The organism is Pseudoalteromonas sp. US3C1004 (assembly GCF_048401065.1).
GTDB classification, from domain to species: Bacteria; Pseudomonadota; Gammaproteobacteria; order Enterobacterales; family Alteromonadaceae; genus Pseudoalteromonas; species Pseudoalteromonas undina.
In genome coordinates this window covers 2,405,149-2,424,465 of the sequence record NZ_CP183073.1, presented here as the reverse complement: position 1 = coordinate 2,424,465, position 19,317 = coordinate 2,405,149, and the positions used below count along the sequence as shown (strand labels likewise).

Below are 19,317 nucleotides of genomic sequence, written 5' to 3'. Positions count from 1 at the left end.
AAATTAGCTTGATACTGTGATTTCATACAGTATACTTGTGTGCATTAGCTGGATTTGGAGAAGAAAATGAACGATAACAAACAAAAAGCGTTGGACGCAGCTTTATCACAAATTGAACGTCAATTTGGTAAAGGCTCAATCATGAAATTGGGTGACAATAAAGCGTTAAACATTGACGCTGTATCAACAGGCTCGCTAGGTATTGATATTGCCTTAGGCATAGGCGGCTTGCCGATGGGGCGTATTGTTGAAGTATATGGCCCAGAGTCATCAGGTAAAACAACGCTAACATTGCAAGTTATCGCTGAAGCTCAAAAAGAAGGTAAAACCTGTGCCTTTGTTGATGCTGAGCATGCTCTTGATCCAATTTATGCACAAAAACTAGGTGTTAACATTGATGAGTTACTGGTATCTCAACCAGATACAGGTGAGCAAGCACTGGAAATTTGTGACATGTTAGTGCGTTCAAGCGCGGTTGATGTGGTTATTGTCGATTCGGTTGCAGCATTAACGCCAAAAGCTGAAATTGAAGGCGACATGGGTGATTCACACATGGGCTTACAAGCACGTTTAATGTCGCAAGCATTACGTAAGCTTACAGGTAACATTAAGCGTTCAAACACACTATGTATTTTCATTAACCAAATCCGTATGAAAATTGGTGTAATGTTTGGTAACCCTGAAACAACAACTGGTGGTAATGCCCTGAAATTTTACGCCTCTGTACGTATTGATATTCGCCGTATTGGTTCGGTAAAAGAAGGCGATGAAGTTGTTGGTAATGAAACGCGCGTTAAAATTGTGAAAAACAAAGTTGCACCGCCGTTCAAACAAGCTGAATTTATCATTATGTATGGCGAAGGTATTTCTAAGCAGGGCGAGCTGATTGATTTAGGTGTTAAGCACAAAATTGTTGAAAAAGCGGGTGCTTGGTACAGTTACAATGGCAACAAAGTTGGCCAAGGTAAGTCTAATTCGATTAAGTTCCTTAAAGAAAATCCTGAAATTGCAGATGAAATTGAAGGTAAATTACGAGAGATGCTATTGCTAAAAGCAACGGTTGAGCCAGAAGATGGCGAAGACGTATTAGGTGATGAAGGCGACCTTTAAGCCCATTTGTTTTAAAGCTTGATTTGACCCGAGCTTAAAAAAAGCGCTAACCATTAGGTTAGCGCTTTTTTATTGTTTGCTATAAAGTGACTTAAAGCCTAGTTAGCTTTATAGCTGCCAGTTAACTGACAATGAGTAGTTACGCGGTGCCCCGTAGTAACCTTGCTCCCAATAAAGGCTGTTTATGTACTTTTCATCAGTGCTGTTATTAACATTAAAGGTAACACCGACGTTTTGAGTAATTTCGTAGGTGGCCATTAAATCTAATAAGCCATAAGCATCTTGTTTTGTAGTTGCCAATGCGTTGCCTGCTGGATCTTTCACTTGCACACGGCTAATAGAATCTTGCCAGCGGTAATTAGCACCTAAGGTTAAACCATCAATAAATGGCACTTGATAAGTGGCTGCCATTTTTAATTGGTTTTCTGGGGTGTAATCTTTAACGAGTTCATCACCATCAATACTTAAATTACTAAAGCTGATGCTGGCACTTAAATCATCAGTTAAGCGACCGCTTAATTCAATTTCGAAACCATCACTGTTAATACCATCTGCAGCGTAATAACGCGTATCGCTTGGAAGGGAGCCCGGAAGTGCAACAGCAAGTCCATCTTGCTTAGCATCAAAATAGGCCAGTGTTACAAATACTTGCTCATCTAAAAGTTGTGCTTTTAAACCAACTTCAGCACTTTTACCAATAACAGGAGCCAGTTGTTCAGCGTTAATGTCTAATTCTTTTTGCGGCACAAACGTTTCTGTGTAGCTAGCGTAAGCTGATAATGACTCGGTAAAATCGTACACAGTACCAATGTAAGGAATAACCTCTGAGTCATCGCGGGTTTGCACTACACTATAAGCAGTACCTTTAGTTTCCCAGTCGGTATAGCGTACGCCAGCCAAAATGCTTAATGGATCTGCTAGTTTTATACGAGTTGAAACATAGGCCGATCTTTGTGTATTTTGTACATCACTGCCGTCAGGTTTATCAACCAGTGTTGCTTCTGGTGCTATCCCATCCCAAGTCGCTAAATCAGGCATCGCAGGGAAACCATTTCCTGTGCTGTAGTCATAAAGAGATTGGTCATTAAAGTCCATGTTTGCTTGGCTAATGCCGAATGATAAGTCGTGCTCTAAAGAAAATAGCTCAAACTTACCGCTGGCATATAAATCAAACAAATCTTGTGTGTCTTTGTAATCATAACGACTCGCATAGCCGGTTAAACCTAAACCAGTATCTTTATCTGGGGTACCATATACATAAAATAACTCAGAATTTTGTTCATTTTTTATATGGGCATAACGGGCTTTAGCAACCCAAGTCGCTGATAAGTTTTGCTCAAGTGTTACATAGATACGTTCAGCGCTATTATCCCAATACGACCAATCTGCAGCTGTACTAGTTGACTCATCATAATCAGTTGGTGAACCATCAGTGTAATAAAGCGGTAACGCGCCCCATAGAGGGCTATCGGCATCTTTTTGCTGGTTTACATAGTTAATGCTTAGTAGTGTATCGTCAGTTAGCTTACCCTCATAGGCAAGGTAGGCAATGGTCTTATCGGTTTCGTAACGGTCTAGGTACGACTCTTTATCTTGCTTAGTAAATACAGCACGAACAGCGTGTTCATCGTTAATCGGTGCGGAAACATCAATATCTACACGTTTGTTATTCCACGAACCATAAGAAGCCGATGCATTAGCTTGCGTTGTGTAGGTTGGCTTTTTTAGCACCATATTAATAGTCGCAGATGGGTTACCTGCACCGGTCATCATGCCATTGGCACCACGTACAATTTCAACGCGATCATAAATTGCAGTATCTAGTGTACCTTGAATTGAACCGGAATTTTGCGGTGTCCCTAAGCCATCAATTAAAAAGTTAGTTATTTCAAAACCACGCGCTTTAAAGTAAGTACGGTCAGTTTCTATTTGCTCTACTGTTACGCCAGGTGTGCTTTCTAATACTGCGTTAATATCATCAAGTGAAAAATCATCCATCAGCGCGCGTGAAACAACAGAAATTGACTGTGGGGTCTCTTTAATTGTTAGACCTAGCTTAGTCGCAGACTGTGCTTCTTCGGTGATATAGTTTTTATGATGTTGCCCATAAACGGCTATTTTTTCTAGAGGCAGGTTGTCTTGCGTGTCGTTTGCAACAGCATATCCAGATAAAACCAGTGAAGTAAGTAGACTTAGTTTAAATGCAGAGTTTTTATGTTTGTGCAGCATCTTGTTTCCCATAAGATTAAATTTGGTTGGTAATTTAATCTAAATGAGAGTGATTTGCAATTACGTTTGCGCGGTATTTTACACGTCTTTGACATTTTTTAAGTAAAGCGCATGGATTTGGTTAACTTGAGCTCTGGTTAAAAACAAAAAAAGCGGCCGAAGCCGCTCAGGAAGTAAATCAGTATTTTAATTGGTTAGGAAATTAAAACGCATACTTTACAGAAAATTGTAAACGATCTAGGTCGCCATCTACGCCACTTTCAAGCTCTCGTTCTGCATGTTTAAATTCCGCACCAAAGGTTAGACGTTTAACCGGTGAGTATAAAATATTTGCACTGTAGCTTTGGCTTGATTCTGTAGGATCGCCATACATTGCAAGTAGGTTTTCATCGTTATCAGCAGATAAGAACGAATATAGGAAAGTAGAGCGCCACTGGCTATTCCACTTATGTTGATATGCAATAAAACCTGATGTTGAATCAATCGCATCTAGGTCATCACCATTGAGAACCGCACCACGAGCTACGTTTAGACCAACATAACGACCTAGTCCTTTACCTTGGGTAAGCATAAATTTTAGATTGTCTTCACCAAGTTTCACCATACCCGATGCACTAACACCAAATGAGGTTTCATCGGCATCAACACCACCTACTTTGTAGGTCAGTTGACGAGCAAGGGCTGCTACTACAAAGTTACCCCAATCCGCTTTGTGAGTATAGCGTGCGGTAAAGTCAGGTAATGAGGCATCATCAGTCACTGCCATACCACCACCTGCTGTAGTAATTGTGCTTTCTGGATTTTCTAAAGAGAAAGACCATGCACCTGTAGTGTATTTAATTTGAGATTGACGAACGAACACTGTGCCTTCTGCTGGGCCAACAAAATCAAGCGCTTCTGGTAATGCACCAACGTTTTGAAAGTTTGACCATGTTTGACCAAATAACCAACCATCGTATGAAATAAATGCATGGCGAATACGCGGAGAATATGAATTAGACACACGCTCGTTGCCACCTGGGGCAGACGCTAAAAAGTCTAGTTCTATTTTAGTTTTAACCGTTTTACCGTTATCTAGTAAGGTAGCAGTTCCAAAATTGAAACGTGACTCACGAGCGTGCATATCAAATACTGCGTCTGAACTATCATCGCTACCAACGGTTAATGTACTTGGTACATAAAAGTCACGGCCAACACTGCTGCCAGCAGGAGCGCCTGCTGAATAGTCACTCCACATTGCGTCGAGTTTAATGTATCCACCATAGGTGAATTCTGTATCACCTATTTTTGCAGCTGTAGCAGCATAAGCTGTGCTAGAAAGTGCACATAGTACAGCAGTCGCTGCCAGTGTTTTAATTGGAGTAAATTTCATTGTTGCGTCCTTTTATAGGCTACTTGTTGTATGTTGTTTGCTTATGATATGCATTAATGTGTGTTACTTATATAGTACTAACAGATTGAATTTAATTATCTTTAATTTAATTTGTTAGTAAATACGAGTTATTAATAAACAATCAAGGTTTTTATATATTTAAGCTACTGTTGTATATGTACACAATTTACTCAATCAACTATTAGTCTATTAGACTAAGGTTTAATACTTATTGAAGGCTCATATACTTTTATTTAATAGTATGTTTTTTATGTAAATAAGGTGTAGCCAAGAGGATTATAGATAAGATATTGGGGTCTGTTGACCTTTGCGGATTAAAATTTGTTCAAACTAGGGGCGATTAAATCGCGGCGCGAGGTTTGTAACCTAGTGGGCTAAGTAAAAACCGAGCAAAGCTTCCGCGTCCTGCTTACGCCCCTTACCTACATCCATGTAGGCAACAAAGAGTAAATCGCCCCTAGGCAGAACCCATCGGGCAGCGCCTGTTTGGCATTGATGCTGCGTTATCGCCTATTTATGGGGAATAACCACACCACATAGGCTCTGCCTTGCCTAAATACCAAACAGACTGCTGCAAATTTAATCTTGAAAGGTCAACAGACCCTAGTTATTTGAACTCAGATACAACTAATGTCTAATATTTAATAGTGCACTGCTGAGTAATCCTTGATGGAAAGCCTAAGGCAAGTAATATAAATTGGAGACTAATATGTCACAAAGTATCTATCCAGTTCCTGCGCAGATAAAAAACGCAGCGCTCGTCGATAATGAAAAATATAATACGATGTATAAACAGTCTATCGAAGACCCTGAAGGGTTTTGGGCTGAGCACGGTAAGCGTCTTGACTGGTTTACTCCATATTCAAAAGTAAAAAACACTTCATTTGACAAAGGCCACATCAATATTAAATGGTATGAAGATGGCTACCTGAATGCCTCTTATAACTGTATTGATCGTCACTTAAAAACAAAAGCGGATAAAGTAGCATTAATTTGGGAAGGTGATGATCCTTCACAAAGCGAAAATATCACCTACCAACAGCTACATGATGAAGTGGCAAAGTTTGCCAATGGTTTAAAAAAATTAGGTGTTAAAAAAGGTGACCGTGTAGCCATTTATATGCCAATGAGCCCGCAAGCTATATACGCAATGCAAGCTTGTGCCCGCATAGGTGCTATTCATTCAGTTATATTCGGTGGCTTTTCACCGTCAGCTATTGCGGATCGTATTAATGATTCGGGTGCTAAAGTGGTGATCACCTCAGATGAAGGCCGACGTGCAGGTAATTGTGTACCGCTAAAAGCCAATGTAGATGAAGCCGTATTACAAGATTCAGTCACCACCGTTGAGCATGTAGTGGTACATAAACTAACTTCAGGCGATGTTGATTGGCACGACCATGATATTTGGTGGCATGACTTAGTTGCAGACCAAGCGCCAGATTGCGAACCTGAACACATGAATGCTGAAGACCCGCTGTTTATTTTATACACCTCAGGTTCTACCGGTCAGCCCAAGGGGGTGGTACACACCACTGGTGGCTATTTAGTGTATTCATCTATGACCCACGAATACATTTTTGATTTAAAAGACGATGATATTTTTTGGTGTAGTGCTGATGTTGGCTGGATCACAGGTCACAGTTATATTGCTTATGGGCCGCTCGTTAATGGGTGTACACAAGTCGTATTTGAAGGCGTACCAACTTACCCAACTGCTGGTCGTATGGGCGAAGTGGTTGATAAACATAACGTGACAATTTTATACACAGCACCTACTGCCATTCGTGCATTGATGGCTAAAGGCGAAGAGCCGATTGCAAGCTCACATCGTGACAGCTTACGCATTTTAGGTTCTGTGGGGGAGCCGATCAATCCAGAAGCGTGGACTTGGTACTATGAAAAAATTGGTAAGTCGAATTGCCCAATTGTAGATACTTGGTGGCAAACCGAAACCGGTGGCATCATGATTGCTCCATTACCAGGTGCAACTGATATGAAACCTGGCTCTGCAACTCGTCCATTCTTTGGTATTGCACCGGCATTATTTGATGCTGAAGGTAATACATTAGAAGGTGCGGTTGATGGTAACCTTGTGATTTTAGATAGCTGGCCTTCACAAGCACGAACCGTTTATGGCGACCATGAGCGCTTTGAACAAACCTACTTTAGCGCTTATCCTGGTGTGTACTTTACTGGTGACGGTTGTCGTCGTGATGAAGACGGTGATTATTGGATAACAGGACGCGTTGATGACGTACTTAATGTGTCTGGGCACCGTTTAGGTACTGCGGAAATTGAAAGTGCGTTAGTTGCTCATGAAGCTGTAGCTGAAGCGGCAGTAGTAGGCTACCCGCATGATATTAAAGGCCAAGGTATTTACGTTTACATAACTCCTAACGAGGGTGTAACGGTGAGTGATGAGCTAACAAAAGAGATCCGTAATTGGGTACGTAAAGAGCTAAGCCCAATAGCATCACCAGATATGATTCAGTGGTCTCCAGGTTTACCAAAAACACGTTCTGGCAAAATTATGCGTCGTATTTTACGTAAAATCGCGGCAAATGAGCACCAACAGCTTGGTGATACTTCAACACTTGCGGATCCGTCAGTGGTTGATGAGCTAGTAGAAAATCGATTAAATCGTTAATTTCGCGTTAAAAGCTTGATTAGAAGTTGATTCTAAACGTAGTATATCGGCTGTTGTCTATTGGATAGCAGCCGAATTTTTGGGAGTGAACAATGAGTCAGTTTTTAATAGCGGACGATCATCCGTTATTTCGTGAAGCACTAAAGGGCGCTTTGAGTGCAAAGTTTGCAGGTTTAGAAGTATTTGAATCAGCGGATTTTGATAGCACATTGCAGGTGTTAAGCGAACAAGAAGATCTTGATATATTACTACTAGATTTACACATGCCAGGTAACGGTGACTTATACGGCTTGATCCGTATACGTGAAGATTACCCAAGCTTACCTATTGCGGTGGTTTCGGGTAGTGAAGATGTAAATATTGTTTCGAAAGTTATGGGTTATGGGGCAATGGGGTTTATTCCTAAGTCATCATCATCTGACGATATTGCCAACGCAATTAACCAAATACTCGAAGGCGATACTTGGCTGCCAACCGAACTAAAAAGTAAAGTGGCTGAAATAGAAGGCGCAGATAGAGAAATTGCTGCACAAGTAGCATCACTTACTCCACAGCAATACCGTGTATTACAATATTTGCACGAAGGGTTACTGAATAAACAAATTGCGTACGAACTTCACATTTCAGAAGCCACAGTCAAAGCTCACATCACTGCCATATTTAGAAAACTCGGTGTTTATAATCGAACTCAAGCTGTTTTAATTGCTGCAAAACTACAACTAGAACCGATAGAGCAAGCTTAAGCAGACGAAATAAGAGGCGAGAGCCTCTTTTTTGTAACCCCATCACAACAAACCCATCAGTTAATTACCATGACATAACAAGTCATTCATCTTTATTACATGACCTGCTCAGAAAATAATGCTAGGTTACGGGCATTTTGTAATTAAGAGAGCATGGTATGTCAGACTCAATGGACTCACCACACACATCCCAAGATGAAAATCAGGCCGCAAAGGGCGGTTGGTTTAATCGATTTTTAGCCACGGTAGAATTTTTAGGGAATATGCTTCCCCATCCAATTACCTTATTCGCGCTGTTTTGTATTGCCATTATTTTATTTAGTGGCGTTGCTGATTGGTTTGGACTTAGTGCTATCGATCCACGCCCTGAGGGCTCTGCTGGGCGCGATCCTGATGGTGTAATTGAAGTCGTTAGCTTACTCAGTGCCGAGGGCTTACAGCGTATTGTAACGGGCTTGGTTACTAACTTTACCAGCTTTGCCCCATTAGGCACGGTATTAGTGGCATTATTAGGTGTAAGTGTTGCCGAGCATTCAGGGTTATTGTCTGCGGCAATGCGTGGCATGGTTATGGGCGCATCTAAACGCTTAGTAACTTTTATGGTGGTATTCGCTGCTATTTTATCAAACACAGCATCTGAGCTGGGTTATGTCGTATTGATCCCCCTAGCGGCAATGATATTTCATAGTTTAGGTCGTCATCCGCTTGCAGGCCTTGCTGCAGCGTTTGCTGGTGTATCGGGTGGCTATAGCGCTAACTTATTACTGGGTACTATCGATCCGTTATTAGCGGGTATTACAACGCCTGCAGCACAAATGATTGACCCAACTTACCAAGTAGGCGCTGAAGCAAACTGGTATTTTATGATGATTTCAGTATTGCTAATTGCTGTTTTAGGTACGCTTGTTACAGAGAAAATTGTTGAGCCACGTTTAGGTAAATATAACCCAGATGAAGCCAGTGAAGATTTAGCTCAAAATAATATTGCCGGTTTAACTGCCAAAGAAAAATCAGGTTTAAAATGGGCTGGTATTTCATTACTTGTTGTTTCGTTGTTACTCGCTTGGACGATTGTTCCAGCAGACGGTATTTTACGTAACCCTGAAACAGGTCTAGTTGCTCACTCGCCGTTTTTAAAAGGGATTGTAGTTTTTATTTTTGTTACTTTTGGTATTCCGGGTTTTGTGTATGGTCGCGTGGTTGGCACCATGAAAAATGATAAAGACGTGATCAATGCTATGAGCAAGAGTATGAGCTCTATGGGCATGTACATTGTATTGGTGTTTTTTGCTGCGCAGTTTGTGGCATTTTTTAAATGGACTAACTTAGGCACCATTTTAGCGATTAACGGTGCCGCGTTACTACAAGCTCTTAGCTTAACTGGGCCGGAAGTATTTGTACTGTTTATTTTGATGTGTGCTTTAGTGAACTTAACTTTAGGCTCATCGTCAGCGCAATGGGCAGTAACAGCACCTATCTTTGTTCCTATGCTAATGCTTATAGGTTATGCACCCGAGACAATTCAGGCGGCTTATCGTATTGGTGATTCAGTAACTAACTTAATTACCCCGATGATGAGTTACTTTGGTTTAATTCTTGCGGTTGCCACTAAATACAAAAAAGACATGGGAATAGGTACTTTGGTAGCCACTATGTTGCCATACAGCTTAATCTTCTTTGTTGGCTGGGTGGTACTGTTTTACTTATGGGTATTTGTTTTAGGTATGCCAGTAGGCCCTGGGGCACCAACGTATTACACACCCTAGTTAAGTAAGGTTTATTATTTACTTATAAAAATGCCAGCTTATTAGCTGGCATTTTTAATAGCTATATAAAGCTAATTATGAAAATACGACGGTTTTATTGCCATTAATAAACAGCTAGAGTATTACCAAGTTGGTTTAATAACATGCCGCCTAAACAGAGGCTTCTTTTGGAGCTAATAATACAACTTTGGTTTTTTCTTTGCCGTGCAGTACCACTTTTGCAATCCTTCGCAAAGTTATAATAAAAAATCGCTGCGGGATTAGCCTGTGAGTTCTGCTCTCATAAAAAGCGTTGTGCATCTTTATCAACAAGGCCTAATAATATCTAAATTATGCTGATTACAGAGTTTGGTAATTTTGGCTAAGCCTAATATCGTTTGCGTATTAGTTGGTTAGTGTATTACTTATTTTCCTCATTTCCCTCCCTGTCTTTACTGCGCTTGCAGGGGGGGAATCACATTTATATCAAAGTGTAGAGAGGGGGGTTTTAGTTTGGAAAGATGCCACCTAGTAATAAGGTGGCATATATAGATAAGCTAGTTTTTTGGCTCAGACGCTAAATCGTCTTCCTGACGTAAAAAACCAGCGGCTTCCTCATCATCTTTGGTTAAAGCTGGCTGCATAGGCATAGCTCGTGTTTGCTGGTTTAACTGGTGCAGTTGAGATGCATTGCCTAAATCGCGTTCGCTAGTGATAGAGGCAATTGATTCTCGATCTTTCAAAAAGGCAATTACATCTTTTTTGATTGCTTGTAATTGACCTTCATCTTTATGCATTTCCATAATATGTCGAGGATGCTCGAGGTTTTTCATGCCTGTAGCTGCAAAGGTTGTAGAAACAATGCGCGAAACAATCACCCAAGGCGTTATGCTGCTACGTACCAAGGTATTTTCCGAGCGTGTGCTATCATGAATACCGGTACCCGTTGATATTTTTGACTCAGTAAATGTGCCCTCGCACTTGAAGTACACGAGTAAAGATTCAAATTGCATTTCAGCAAAAAATAAATGGGCACTATTGCTCAGAAGTTGAGCAAATGCTTTAACTAATATGCCGATAAGTAATAAATGAACACTTGCCATTAACAGCTCGCTAAACTCAATAATATTTTTATTATTAAAGGCTTGTTCAATACTATTTATATTAGCAGCGTCAATATAGTGGTAAATATTAATAAAAGAGTAAGCAAGCAACACAGTAAAGGTAAGCGCTACAATGTAGAGTAAGTTACCACTAATTAACGCAACTAAACGAGAAAGGTTAAAGTGCTTACCTAAATCCATTGTGTGTAGTTTAGGCTGAATCTCTTGAATCATTTCGCCTTTAAACCCGCCTTTTCCTTCAATTTGCTCTTGTAGTTTAGGATCTAGCTCACGATAAACCCTATTAGGTACTTCTTTATAACGGCGATTAGCCATTACTAAGTTATCAAGATTTATAAAAATCTCATCTGGATGAACAGACTCTTGCCAGTTTTCTCGTAGTTCTGATACTTCAGCGCTTGGTGTCACTTCATTTAAACGCGCTTTAATCATCACAAAAACAAGTGCACAACTAAGTGCAGCTAAAATAATAATGGCAGTTAAATAGATGCCCGCGTTAAGGTTGGGTAATTGCTCAAGCCAATTGTCTATTTGTTGTTTGCTTATGCGCTGTTCTTGCATTATCCACGACATAGACAGGCCTATAGCAATGGGCAATATAAAGGATAAAGAAATGATTTTAGCAAGAGCACCAGTACCTAAGGCTTCAATATTTCTCTCTGCATTACGTGAAATAGGTTTGCCAGAAGAGCGCCAAGAAAACAGCACATAAAACATTAATATGGCACTATATATTGGAAAAGCTAGTTCGCCAGCTTCACCGGTAAAACCAGACAGTGACACAAAGGCGACCAATGCATAAGCGATAAGAGCAACCAGTGTGCTTATCCATGAGCCAAATAAACGTTGGGCAACATTACGTATTGGGTAGGGTAAAAATAATAGTTTTGGTACTAAACTATGTAGCAAACGCGATAAAAAGCCATTCGGTTCTTTAAAAGTACTGTTTTTGCGACCAACAAGCATTTCTTCTAATGTTTGCGCAGTGTAGGCTACTTCGTTTTTTTCTTCTTGTGCAGTTGAGGTTTGTGACTTACTAAAATTAAACGCCAACGATGTTGGGTGGTTTCTACCTACGAAGTACTTAAGCGTTGCATAAATACCACCCGATAAAGTCCGAATGCCTAGGGCGAGTATTAACATGCCAAATATCATTAAGATCCAACCTGCTGTTGCATCTTCCTTTACAGAGCTAGACGCGATAACAAGCAAGCTGATGCCAACAACAGATTCAATAAGCCCTCTTATTGCTTTTACTTTACCTTCCAGTTTGAAAGGGTTTTTTAGTCCAAGATCGATTGATCCGTAATCAAAAGCCATCAAATGCTCCTTATAAATAGTACATCCTAAAAAGGGAATATCAGCATAGCTACAATAACGCATGCATTAAGACATTATTGCTTAATTTCTGATTATATATCAATAATATTGTTCAGCTTAAGGTTACTTGAATATGATAAGTTAAATCTTTTAAAGGTTGTTATTGCTTAAAAGGGAGTGTAGTAAATAACCTGATATTTCAGCTAATCCATAAAGTGAATGGTTTGACCAAGAGGGAAATTGCATATTTTGGCCGTGAAGGTTGATAGTAAAGGCCGAGAAAAATAATGATATAAGTCTAACAAAAGTCGCTATTTTCGGTTCTAATAGAAAACAGCTGATACGTAAATTTACTTTGTTTTATTAAGGTCTCTTAACCAGTGTTTAGGTTTAGTTATATTGAATAAACAAATGCCAGCTTATTAGCTGGCATTTTTAATAGCTATATAAAGCTAATTATGAAAATACGACGGTTTTATTGCCATTAATAAACAGCTTATGCTCTGATGCTAGTTGCAGTGCTTTACAAAACACCGTTTTCTCTACATCTTTACCCATTTTAGCCATCATCTCAGCTGTATTCGCATGGGTCACACTCGACACGTCTTGTAAAATAATAGGGCCTTCGTCTAGCTCATTATTAACAAAGTGAGCCGTGGCACCAATAATTTTCACACCACGTTCAAATGCCTGGTGATATGGTTTTGCACCAATAAAAGCAGGTAAAAATGAGTGATGAATATTAATTATTTTACCCTCAAAACGACCCACAAATTCAGGGCTTAAAATACGCATGTATTTAGCTAAGCCAATAATGTCAGGGTTATAGCTGGCAATTAAGTCACCGACTTTTTCGTCGTGCTCACTGCGCGTAAGTCCTTCATGAGAAACTACATGAAAAGGAATATTAAACCCTTTCACTAGAGGCTCTAGAGTAGGGTAGTTAGCGATAACGGCGAGTATCTCTATGTTTAGTGCTTGTTCAAATTGCTTAAGTAACATGCCGCCTAAGCAATGAGCTTCTTTTGTGGCTAATAGTACCACTTTGGTTTTTTCTTCACCGTGTAGTGCCACTTTTGCGCCAGCTGGTAATACGTCGCGCAGTTGTGACAAAAACTCAGCATGTGGTTCGCCCGTAAGCTCTGTGCGCATAAAAAAGCGTTGTGCATCTTTATCAACAAATTCGTTATTACGAATAATATTTAAATTATGCTGATTACACAGTCCGGTAATTTTGGCGATTAAGCCTATATCGTCTGCGCATTGGGTGGTTAGTATATAACTCATTTTCCTCATTCTTACCCAGTGGTTAGTTGCTTCATTATTTGTGTTTTAATTTAGAAAGCAAGACCTTTGTGTGATAGCCAATGTTTAATTTTAATTTACGCTAAGGTAGCGTTAGTAAGGTTAATTTAGCTTTAAGTAAGTTTAACAAATTGTGTTCTAGTAAGGATTTAAAACAAGGAACTAAATCAGTTGTTTATTACTATATTTATACTATTGTCTAGTTAAAAAGTTGTTTTTAGTGTGCTTTACTAGCATACGAGTATATTAAATTGCGAATTAACTCTGTTTGTGCTTAATTTGTATACAAGTGTGGCGCTATTGTAAGTAATATAAACAATGGAAACTTAGCTGCTAAGCGGCTGAAAAATAAAAAGCTTAATGGCTTATAATGTTAATTGGAGAAATAATGGGTAATTTAAGCTTAAAAAACAAGTTGCTACTGTTGGCTGTTTTACCATTGATAGTATTACTAATCAGTTTTATGGCGGGCTCTTATTATTTAGAGAAGCAGAATCAACAGCAAAACTTTAATGAGTTCAAAACTAAATTAATTGCTGATAAACAAACCTTGCTAAGAACAGAAATAGAAATCGGCTCTAAAGTAGTGCAATACCAATTAGCACAAGGAAATGAACAAGACGCTAAAAATGCGTTGCGAGATTTAACCTTTGGCGAAGATGGTTACTACTTTATTTATGATACCGATGGTATCAGTGTTTTTCATGCATTACTGGGTGATGCAATAGAAGGTCAAAATAAAATAGGGATGACCGACCCAAACGGTAAAAAAATAGTGGTTGGCCTACTTGAACAAGCTCGTAAGGGCGGTGGCTCGTTTACCTATCATTTTCAAAAGCCCAATACCACAGGCTTAGTCGAAAAGATTGGCTATGCAGCCATGATCCCAGGTACTAATTGGATGATAGGCACTGGCACATATATGGATGATATTGAAGCTGAGTTGGTAAAGTATCAAGCAACTATGGAACGCCATTTAAGTGAAAAAATGACCACTTTGGTTTTAATATCACTTCTGCTTCTTGGTTTAGCAGCAGCCGGTGCGTTGTATGCTTCTAATAATATGCTAAAACCGATTAAACGTATGGTGCAAAGCTTAGATGATATTGCCAAAGGGGAGGGGGATTTAACCCGACGCTTAGAAATAGATACTCATGATGAAATTGGTCAGTTAGGTGAATCTTTCAATGTATTTGTGAGCAAGCTACACAGTATTATTGCCGGTGTGGTTGATGTAACAAGTGACGTTAAAACAGCTTCTTCAGATATTAATACGCAAACATTACTCATAGAAGACAAGTTATTAAAGCATAACCATGAAACCGATTTAGTGGCAACGGCGATTACCGAAATGTCAGCAACCTCGCATGAAGTTGCGCAAAATACCACACAAGTTGCGGTATCAACTCAGGCGGCAACAAAAGAAGTGGCTAACGCGCAAGATTGTGTGGATGTTTCACTGAGCGAAGTATCAAACTTAATGGGCGAAATTAATCAAGCAGCAGAGCAGGTTAACTCGTTAAGTGAGCAATCTAAAAAAATTAATAGCGTATTGAGTGTAATTGGTGGCATTGCTGAACAAACAAACTTATTGGCATTAAATGCGGCAATTGAAGCGGCACGCGCAGGTGAGCAAGGTCGGGGGTTTGCGGTGGTGGCTGATGAAGTTAGAAGCTTAGCGAGCAGAACACAAGACAGCACATTAGAAATTAACGAAATGCTAAGTGAGTTACATAATTTAGTAACGGCAGCTGTTGATGCTATGCATGCGAGTCAACAAAGCTGTAATCGTTCAGTTGAGTCTTCACGCGCTATATCAGAAAGCTTAGGTGCGGTAACCACGTCCGTGACCACCATTAATGATATGAGTACGCAAATTGCCACAGCAGCAACAGAGCAAAGCAGTGTAACAGAAGAAATTAACCGTAACGTGTATGCGATTCAAGAAATCGTTAATGAGTTAACACAGTCGAGTAAAACCACCTCTTCAGTAAGTCAGCACCTAGCAGGGCGAGGTGAAAACTTGGGTGACCTAGTAGGACAATTTAAAATATAGCGCGATTTAAAATGCTAACTACACTAAGCCGTAACATTATTTGTTACGGCTTTTTTATTGGTTGGCGCTGAGTGGGTGATAGCAGCTATAAATATCTAACGACACAGAGATTTTTTAATATTTTTATTCGTCTCTAATGTACACTATTAGCTATTCTTATTAATAAGTGCTTACTTATTACAGTAAATTTATAGTGAAAGACTATTTTAGGGTTTTGAAATGATAGAGTATCCGGTTGATCAGTTACCACAACTCATAAACGACTTATTGCAGTGTGATACCACAGAGCGCAAAAATAAATTACTTATAGATGCTCAACAAACCTTATCAACCGAACACTTATCTTTGTTGTTTGAAGCTATTCCTAAAGAGCAACGCCTTGAAATTTGGCATTTATTAGATGAAGACACGCAACACGAAATTTTCGTTAATTTAAGTGAAGATAGCTGTTTGTGGTTATTGCAGACTTTAGATGACAGCGACGGTTTTAAATTATTAGACGAAGTTAACGTTGAAGAGCTGCTTGAGTTAGAAGAAGTTATTCCACAACGTTTTATTGATTATGCAAAAAAGCAGCTAGATGAAGCACAAACCAAACAATACGAACTGGCGCAACAATATACACCTGAGCAGTTAGGTCACTGGATTGGCTTTGACTTTTTAAAGGTGTCTGACAAGCTCACTGCGGGTGGCGCTAAAAAGCTGCTACACAAAGGGTTACCGCAGTACAGCGAAGTGATTTATTTAGTGAGCCGTAAAGGTAGCTTAATCGGCGAAGTGGCAGTTAATGACCTAATAAAAGCAAATGATAACGAGAGCTTAATGACTCTTGCTAATCATGACTTTACCTCATTGCACGCAGACCATGATTTATATGAAGCCGCAGAAGTGGTTATTCACAGCGAGCAAATGGCCATGCCCGTGGTTAATGCCGATAACAAACTAATAGGGCGTTTAACCATTGCATCGGCTTACGAGTTACGTCAAGAAATTGCTGACGAAGCAGCAGCAAAAGCCGGTGGTTTACGTGAAGACGAAGATTTATTTGCCAGTGTTCGTAAAAGTGCTAAAAACCGTGGTATTTGGTTAGGTATAAACTTAGCAACAGCATTTTTAGCTTCGTGGTTTATAGGCTTATTTGGCGCCACCATAGAACAAGTGGTGGCACTTGCGGTATTAATGCCTGTAGTGGCGTCAATGGGCGGAATAGCGGGTAGTCAAACCTTAACAGTTATAGTGCGCGGTCTTGCGCTTGGTCAGGTTACCGACTCAAACCGTAACGCTCTACTCAAAAAAGAGCTGCGTGTAGGGGCGGTAAATGGCTTGGTATGGGCTTTAGTGATTGGTTTGCTAACGTATCTATGGTTTAACGATATTATGCTTAGTATAACCATTACCGTGGCAATACTGCTGAATTTAGTGGCTGCATCGTTGGCGGGCGTAGTGATCCCGTCTATTTTAGATAAAATGAAAATTGATCCAGCATTATCAGGCTCAGTTATTTTAACCACAGTAACTGATATTGTCGGCTTTGTAACCTTTTTAGGGTTAGGTAGTTTATTGTTACTTTAGGGTCTGTTGATCTTTCAAGGTTAAATTTGCAGCAGTCTGTTTGGTATTTAGGCAAGGCAGAGCCTATGTGGTGTGGTATTCCCCATAAATAGGCGATAACGCAGCATCAATGCCAAACAGGCGCTGCCCGAAGGGTTCTGCCTAAGGGCGATTTACTCTTTGTTGCTCGGTTTTTACTTAGCCCACTAGGTTACAAACCTCGCGCCGCGATTAAATAGCCCCTAGTTTGAACGAATCTTAATCCGTAAAGGTCAACAGACCCTAGTTTAATCAGCTGTTATTTAACTAAACGCCACCTCCATGAAGTGGCGTTTAGGATAGATGTAGCGTCATGAAAAGGCCTTTAATTTAAACTTTAAACAATCGTACTTATTTTATTTCTGCCTTCCGTTTTTGCCCGGTATAAAGCCGTGTCTGCGGCATATAACAGCGCCTCGTAGGTGCGGTACTGGTTATTATTTTCACAGGCAATTCCTTGGCTTACCGTAATTTTAACCTCTGGCGGCAAACCTAAGTCGGTAAAGCTCATTTGTGCAATTTGTTGTTGTATATGGTTGGCCACAACGGTGGCGGTTTTTATATCGCAACGGGGTAAAATAATTGCAAACTCTTCACCGCCATACCTAGCAGCTAAACACTCTCTAGATGGAATGCACTGTAATAGCATTTTTGCTATTTTCTGTAAGCATTTATCGCCTTTAATATGCCCGTAGGTATCGTTGAATTTTTTAAAGTGGTCAACATCAATTAATATACTGGTTAAAGGTTGTTGGCTTTGAATACTCTCTTGCCAGTATTTTTTTAACGACTCATCTAAAGCTAAACGGTTAGCAAGCCCAGTTAAATGATCGGTTGAGGCCTGTATTTTTAAACGGTTATACATGGCTTTATGAGTACTAAGATCGTGAAGTATACATACGTACAACTTTTGTGCCGATGTGATACTTTTTGGCATACTTGATATTGATAAGTCAGCTTCAATCACATCGCCATTGGCTTTGTTTATAGCAACTTCATTTGGGCCAATGCTAAGAGGGGTGTCCTTAATACCAATCCAATTTAATAAGGTCTGTTTATATTTATCAAGGTCTGAACCGTGTAAAAACGACAGTAAATTTTCGCCTATCAGCGACTGTTGAGAGTAACCAAGTAATTGAGCAGCTTTTGGGTTGGCAAATTCAAAACCACCCTGTTCATTCAGTACAAAAATACCTTCGGCGGTGCCATTAAATAATTCAATTAATGCATCAAATTGAGTATGAGAAAAAGAGGATGATAAAGCGCTATCGAAGAGCAATGCTTTATCGTTATCAGTTGCTGCAGTCTTTTTATTGTTAATTTGTTTCGACACGTTTTAGCCTTAGCATGGTACAGACGTTTTTGATGTCTACAAATTTACTTAAAAAAGTGCAATTAAACCTTTCGGTAATCTTCTGAATTTAATTGTTTGATTTTTAATGTCTTTTTTGTGTTTGTGTTTGTGGTTTGGTTTTATTTGCGGTTTAAATAGCAGTTAGTGTGTTAAAATTTATTGTTAATTAAAATATTCATTTAAATTTGTTGTTGGTTATACAACATTTAAAACTAATTAGTAATAATATGAACAACTTTTAAAGTTATGTATGTTTGAACTTTCTAAATAAAAGACGCTCATTTAGTTCACAGCTAAATGAGCGTTTTGAGTTCTAAATATTAACGAGGTTCATTTCTAACTTGTGGATCTGCGCTAATGTATTTTTGGATTGTTGGGATTGCAACAATAAACTGCAAGCATAAATCACCTGCATTTTTATTTGAATCAACAACCACTATAGATTGACCACCGTTGATTATTTTAAAACTAAAATCTTCTACTATTGGCCCACTCAGCTCTGCGCCAACAAAATAAAAACCACGCTTAAGCGTTTCTTCATCTAAAGTATAGACACCATGAGTGTTTGGAACTGTTACCTCTCCACCACCTGATACCTCATGACCATTTTCTGTGTATTTGAATACAGCCTCGTCGTTCTCATTAATTGTTACGTTAACACTAAATTTTATAAGTTGATTGTTATCTACTGTAGTCAT

Annotated in this window: 12 protein-coding genes; 6 read left to right on the top strand and 6 right to left on the bottom strand. The window is 39.5% G+C overall.

Annotated elements, in window-relative coordinates; genetic code table 11:
* The first annotated feature begins 66 nt into the window (after positions 1–66).
* Positions 67–1,110 carry a recombinase RecA gene (gene recA, locus ACNSN3_RS11325; protein WP_008110343.1) on the top strand — a complete coding sequence of 348 codons (1,044 nt, stop codon included), beginning with the start codon at positions 67–69 and terminating at the stop codon, positions 1,108–1,110.
* 108 nt (positions 1,111–1,218) lie between these two features.
* Here recA and ACNSN3_RS11320 read toward each other — a convergent pair whose 3' ends face one another.
* Together ACNSN3_RS11320 and ACNSN3_RS11315 are read right to left on the bottom strand one after the other, a co-directional pair.
* Positions 1,219–3,339, bottom strand: a complete 2,121-nt coding sequence (locus ACNSN3_RS11320) for a TonB-dependent siderophore receptor (protein WP_010387760.1) — start codon at positions 3,337–3,339, stop codon at positions 1,219–1,221.
* A gap of 202 nt (positions 3,340–3,541) precedes the next feature.
* Positions 3,542–4,711 (bottom strand): DcaP family trimeric outer membrane transporter, encoded by a 1,170-nt coding sequence (locus ACNSN3_RS11315; RefSeq protein WP_109874233.1) that lies wholly within the window; start codon positions 4,709–4,711, stop codon positions 3,542–3,544.
* A 730-nt stretch (positions 4,712–5,441) separates the two neighbouring features.
* On the opposite strand from ACNSN3_RS11315, the gene acs reads away from it, so the two are divergent.
* From acs to ACNSN3_RS11300, 3 genes are all read left to right on the top strand, one after another.
* Entirely contained in the window at positions 5,442–7,382 is a 1,941-nt protein-coding gene (gene acs, locus ACNSN3_RS11310; protein WP_010387762.1) for an acetate--CoA ligase, read from the top strand.
* A gap of 92 nt (positions 7,383–7,474) precedes the next feature.
* Entirely contained in the window at positions 7,475–8,125 is a 651-nt protein-coding gene (locus ACNSN3_RS11305) for a response regulator transcription factor (RefSeq protein WP_008111545.1), read from the top strand.
* Positions 8,126–8,283: 158 nt separating this feature from the next.
* Positions 8,284–9,891, top strand: a complete 1,608-nt coding sequence (locus ACNSN3_RS11300; RefSeq protein ID WP_418607393.1) for an AbgT family transporter — start codon at positions 8,284–8,286, stop codon at positions 9,889–9,891.
* A gap of 536 nt (positions 9,892–10,427) precedes the next feature.
* On the opposite strand, the gene ACNSN3_RS11295 is transcribed toward ACNSN3_RS11300, so the two are convergent.
* Both ACNSN3_RS11295 and purU read right to left on the bottom strand, forming a co-directional pair.
* Positions 10,428–12,314: a hypothetical protein gene (locus ACNSN3_RS11295; RefSeq protein WP_418607391.1), complete on the bottom strand. Its 1,887-nt coding sequence runs from the start codon at positions 12,312–12,314 to the stop codon at positions 10,428–10,430.
* Between the two features lie 456 nt (positions 12,315–12,770).
* Positions 12,771–13,601 (bottom strand): formyltetrahydrofolate deformylase, encoded by an 831-nt coding sequence (gene purU, locus ACNSN3_RS11290; RefSeq protein ID WP_054201777.1) that lies wholly within the window; start codon positions 13,599–13,601, stop codon positions 12,771–12,773.
* 406 nt (positions 13,602–14,007) lie between these two features.
* Between purU and ACNSN3_RS11285 the strand changes: the two genes are divergently transcribed.
* Positions 14,008–15,675: a methyl-accepting chemotaxis protein gene (locus ACNSN3_RS11285; protein ID WP_075169718.1), complete on the top strand. Its 1,668-nt coding sequence runs from the start codon at positions 14,008–14,010 to the stop codon at positions 15,673–15,675.
* A gap of 219 nt (positions 15,676–15,894) precedes the next feature.
* On the top strand, positions 15,895–17,247 hold the full coding sequence (locus ACNSN3_RS11280) for a magnesium transporter (RefSeq protein WP_010387769.1): 1,353 nt from the start codon (positions 15,895–15,897) through the stop codon (positions 17,245–17,247).
* Between the two features lie 355 nt (positions 17,248–17,602).
* On the opposite strand, the gene ACNSN3_RS11275 is transcribed toward ACNSN3_RS11280, so the two are convergent.
* Together ACNSN3_RS11275 and ACNSN3_RS11270 are read right to left on the bottom strand one after the other, a co-directional pair.
* Positions 17,603–18,598 (bottom strand): GGDEF domain-containing protein, encoded by a 996-nt coding sequence (locus ACNSN3_RS11275; protein ID WP_010387771.1) that lies wholly within the window; start codon positions 18,596–18,598, stop codon positions 17,603–17,605.
* A 341-nt stretch (positions 18,599–18,939) separates the two neighbouring features.
* Positions 18,940–19,317 carry a DP-EP family protein gene (locus ACNSN3_RS11270; RefSeq protein ID WP_010387773.1) on the bottom strand — a complete coding sequence of 126 codons (378 nt, stop codon included), beginning with the start codon at positions 19,315–19,317 and terminating at the stop codon, positions 18,940–18,942.

Coding starts and splice junctions, on each gene's coding strand:
- recA (WP_008110343.1), top strand. CDS start 67: ATGAACGATAACAAACAAAAAGCGTTGGACGCAGCTTTATCACAAATT.
- ACNSN3_RS11320 (WP_010387760.1), bottom strand. CDS start 3,339: ATGCTGCACAAACATAAAAACTCTGCATTTAAACTAAGTCTACTTACT.
- ACNSN3_RS11315 (WP_109874233.1), bottom strand. CDS start 4,711: ATGAAATTTACTCCAATTAAAACACTGGCAGCGACTGCTGTACTATGT.
- acs (WP_010387762.1), top strand. CDS start 5,442: ATGTCACAAAGTATCTATCCAGTTCCTGCGCAGATAAAAAACGCAGCG.
- ACNSN3_RS11305 (WP_008111545.1), top strand. CDS start 7,475: ATGAGTCAGTTTTTAATAGCGGACGATCATCCGTTATTTCGTGAAGCA.
- ACNSN3_RS11300 (WP_418607393.1), top strand. CDS start 8,284: ATGTCAGACTCAATGGACTCACCACACACATCCCAAGATGAAAATCAG.
- ACNSN3_RS11295 (WP_418607391.1), bottom strand. CDS start 12,314: ATGGCTTTTGATTACGGATCAATCGATCTTGGACTAAAAAACCCTTTC.
- purU (WP_054201777.1), bottom strand. CDS start 13,601: ATGAGTTATATACTAACCACCCAATGCGCAGACGATATAGGCTTAATC.
- ACNSN3_RS11285 (WP_075169718.1), top strand. CDS start 14,008: ATGGGTAATTTAAGCTTAAAAAACAAGTTGCTACTGTTGGCTGTTTTA.
- ACNSN3_RS11280 (WP_010387769.1), top strand. CDS start 15,895: ATGATAGAGTATCCGGTTGATCAGTTACCACAACTCATAAACGACTTA.
- ACNSN3_RS11270 (WP_010387773.1), bottom strand. CDS start 19,317: ATGACTACAGTAGATAACAATCAACTTATAAAATTTAGTGTTAACGTA.